This is a genomic window from uncultured Bacteroides sp. (genome assembly GCF_902472605.1).
In the GTDB taxonomy this organism is placed as follows: Bacteria; Bacteroidota; Bacteroidia; order Bacteroidales; family Bacteroidaceae; genus Phocaeicola.
The window spans coordinates 1-3,647 of record NZ_CABROP010000078.1; the positions used below are offsets into that span (position 1 = coordinate 1).

3 protein-coding genes are annotated in these 3,647 nt (G+C 44.5%); all 3 read right to left on the reverse strand.

The window, feature by feature from the left end; translation table 11 throughout:
• Nucleotides 1-75: 75 nt before the first annotated feature.
• Genes RDP42_RS12410 through rsfS form a run of 3 tightly spaced genes read right to left on the reverse strand, consistent with a single transcriptional unit; the run spans nt 76 to nt 3,377 of the window.
• Nucleotides 76-921, reverse strand: a complete 846-nt coding sequence (locus tag RDP42_RS12410) for a phosphatidate cytidylyltransferase (protein WP_308763942.1) — start codon at nt 919-921, stop codon at nt 76-78.
• Between the two features lie 32 nt (nt 922-953).
• Nucleotides 954-3,002 carry an ATP-dependent zinc metalloprotease FtsH gene (ftsH, locus tag RDP42_RS12415; protein WP_308763943.1) on the reverse strand — a complete coding sequence of 683 codons (2,049 nt, stop codon included), beginning with the start codon at nt 3,000-3,002 and terminating at the stop codon, nt 954-956.
• A gap of 15 nt (nt 3,003-3,017) precedes the next feature.
• Nucleotides 3,018-3,377 (reverse strand): ribosome silencing factor, encoded by a 360-nt coding sequence (gene rsfS / locus RDP42_RS12420; RefSeq protein ID WP_204476340.1) that lies wholly within the window; start codon nt 3,375-3,377, stop codon nt 3,018-3,020.
• Nucleotides 3,378-3,647: the final 270 nt, after the last annotated feature.

The following is a 3,647-nucleotide window of genomic DNA, read 5'->3' on the forward strand; positions in this document are numbered from 1 at the left end:
AACACTTTGTGTATGAATTAGTTGGCTAATTTTATACTATTTACTGAATGTCCCTAAAAAGAAATTGTTGACTTTTTAAAAACACGATATTATATATAGGTATACCACTGCTGCTGGAACCGCCATCAGCGTGCTGTCAAAGCGGTCGAGCATACCTCCGTGTCCCGGGAGAATGTTTCCCGAATCTTTTATTCCCAAAGTACGCTTCAGCAGTGATTCAGTCAAGTCACCCAGCGTACCGAAAACCACTACCGTCAGAGCGAGTCCAATCCATACTCCCAATGACATGAATGGAAAGAAATGAGCCATTACTACGGCCGCAATCACACTGAATATACCTCCTCCAATCGAACCTTCCCATGATTTTTTGGGTGAGATTCTCTCAAATAAGCGATGTTTCCCAAACAACATCCCAGTACAGTAGGCTCCTGTATCATTTATCCAAGTAAAGATGAAGATGGATAAAGGCAGTATCGGGTTATACTGTACACTGTTAGGGGAAGGAACGCCCGTAGAATGATAGGCCAGTACGTTCAGCATGGCGAACGAAAGTGCAATATACACTTGGCTCATCATGGCATACGCCCAGTTGTTCAGCGGATTCTTCTTTTTCAGATAGAGTTCGCTGACCAGCAGGTAGAGGATCAGAAATAAATACGGTATCAAGACCTCGGTTTGTCCTGGCATGACACCCAGATAAGCGAAACCAAAGAACAGGAATATACCTGCCAGCATGCAGATGGGTTTGTTGATTTCCACATCCGGTTGCTTGCTGACAATGGTTCCGAATTCATGTATGGTCAACGCACTGATGAGTGCGAACAACAGGGTAAAAGAAATAGGGTCCCATAGGATGCATCCTACCAGGACGCCTACAAAAATTACTCCTGTGATAGCACGTTGGATAAAGTTGTTTTTCACGTTGTTTTATGTGTTAGCAAATAAGTTTTCTTTCATTTTTCTTCTGCAGTGGGCTGAGGCTCGTCAGTAGTAGGTTTGTCTTCTGGCTTTTCCTCGGTCTTTTCTGCAGGTGCAGATTCTGCGGTCTGTGACTTATTCTCCAAACGTTTGGCTTCTTCAGCCTGTTCGTTGGCTGCCATGATTTCTTCTGAACGTGAAGTCCACGGACGTTTGCCGAAGATGTGTTCTACGTCCTCTGCAAAAATCACTTCCCGCTCTATCAGCATCTGAGCCAGCTGGTTATGTCCTTCACTGTGTTCCTTCAGCAATTCTTTGGCTCTGCTGTATTGTTCATTAATCATGTTCTGTACTTCCTGGTCAATGAGCTCGGCAGTATGTTCACTGTACGGCTTGGTGAAGCTGTAGTCTTCGTTGCTGTTATAGTAGCACAAGTTCGGCAGTTTGTCGCTCATGCCTGCGTAGGCAATCATACCGTATGCCTGTTTGGTCACCCGCTCCAAGTCGTTCATGGCCCCGGTAGAGATATGTCCGATAAAGAGTTCTTCGGCCGCACGTCCTCCCAAGGTAGCACACATTTCATCCAGCATCTGTTCCTTGGTGGTAATCTGCCGTTCTTCTGGCAAATACCAGGCAGCTCCCAAGGCACGTCCTCTCGGTACGATAGTTACCTTGATTAATGGATTGGCATGTTCCAGGAACCAGGAAATCGTGGCATGACCTGCTTCGTGCAGGGCGATGGCCCGTTTCTCGGCTGCCGTCATTACTTTTGTCTTCTTTTCCAATCCGCCAACGATACGGTCTATCGCAGCCAGGAAATCATCTTTTCCTACGCTTTTCTTTTGGTGACGGGCGGCAATCAGGGCTGCTTCGTTACATACATTGGCTATATCTGCTCCGCTGAATCCCGGAGTCTGGCGGGCCAGCAGGTCTACGTCTACAGTGTCGTCCAGTTTCAGAGGTCTCAAATGTACGCCAAATACTTCTTTCCGTTCGTTCAAGTCCGGCAGGTCTACATAAATCTGACGGTCGAAACGGCCGGCACGCAGCAAGGCCTTATCCAGGATATCTACTCGGTTGGTAGCAGCCAGGATGATGACTCCACTGTTGGAACCAAATCCGTCCATTTCTGTCAGCAATTGGTTCAAAGTATTTTCACGTTCGTCGTTTCCTCCCATGCTTGGGTTCTTTCCACGGGCACGTCCTACGGCATCAATTTCATCGATGAAAATGATGCACGGAGCTTTTTCTTTGGCCTGACGGAACAAATCGCGTACGCGGGATGCACCCACACCCACGAACATTTCCACGAAGTCAGAACCGGAGATGGAGAAAAACGGTACATCAGCTTCTCCAGCTACAGCCTTGGCCAGCAAGGTCTTTCCAGTTCCCGGAGGGCCTACCAGCAAGGCACCTTTAGGTATTTTACCTCCCAGTTCCGTGTATTTTTGCGGTTGTTTCAAGAAGTCTACGATTTCCTGTACCTCCTGTTTGGCAGCTGCTTGTCCGGCTACGTCCTTGAAGGTGATGCGGTTGGTCCCTTTTTCAAAAAGCTGTGCTTTGCTTCTGCCCACGTTGAATACGTTCGATGCGCCCCCGGCACCTCCGCCGCCTCCCATGCGTCGCATGGCAAACATCCAGATGGCAATGAGCACGACAAAAGGTAATACATTCCAAAGAATCAGGCTGAAATAGTCACTTTTCTTTTCGTATTGGATGGAGCCTGTGAAATTTCCAGCCTTCGTTTGTTCGTCCAGAAATTTGTCCAATGCTTCCATGGAACCAATCTGTACATTAACGGCCGGACTTCTTCCTACTTTGGTCGCATCTTTTTTGAATACGTCCACAATGTGCTCCGGCTTGATATACATTTCTATAGTATTATTGTCGTAAGCCACGATTTTGTCTGCATATCCTTTGGAGACCATATCCTGGAATTCCGTATAGTTCACTTCTTTTGAGGCGCTTCCTTCATCTCCCGAGAAGTAAAGGAAGGCAAAAATCATGGCTATAATGATGTAAAGCCACGTCAAGCTGAAACGTGGCACATTGAGTTTAGGTTTATTATTTGTATTATTGCTCATAATTTTCTTGTTTTATTAGTCTAAATCTGGTACACGAGTTAATTTGGCATCTGCCCACAAGTGTTCCAAATTATAAAAATTCCGTACTTCCGGTAGGAATACATGTACAATGACATCACTGTAATCCATTGCTACCCATTGGGCATTTCGCTGTCCGTCTATGCCATATGCTTTGATTCCGGTTTCTTTTCTCACGTGTTCTTTGATAGAATCTACGATGGATAAAACCTGGCTCGGTGAATTTCCTTGGCAAATGATAAAATATTTACAGATGGTATCTTCTATTTCAGTTAAATTGACAATGACAATCTGTTTTCCTTTTTTTTCTTGAATCCCTTCAATGATTTTTTCTATTAAGTTTGTTGTTTCGTTCATTCTTTTGCGTATTCCTATATTTATAAATAAAGTTTTTTTAGTGTAGGGCAAATATACTTGGTTTTCCGTATATCAGAAAATTTTTGCTTGAAAGAAGCTGTAAAAAGAGGAAAAATATGTTTTTGAGAAGAAAAAAAGAGCCAAATGCTTTGCATGTTCCAAAAAAGTTGTACCTTTGCAGCGTCAAACAAAAAACGACAATCGTTCTTTAGATATTGGGCTATGGTGTAATGGTAACACAACAGATTCTGGTCCTGTTTTTCTTGGTTC

Excerpts from the sequence above, each read along its gene's own strand:
- ftsH (WP_308763943.1), bottom strand. The coding sequence starts at position 3,002 with ATGAGCAATAATACAAATAATAAACCTAAACTCAATGTGCCACGTTTC.
- rsfS (WP_204476340.1), bottom strand. The coding sequence starts at position 3,377 with ATGAACGAAACAACAAACTTAATAGAAAAAATCATTGAAGGGATTCAA.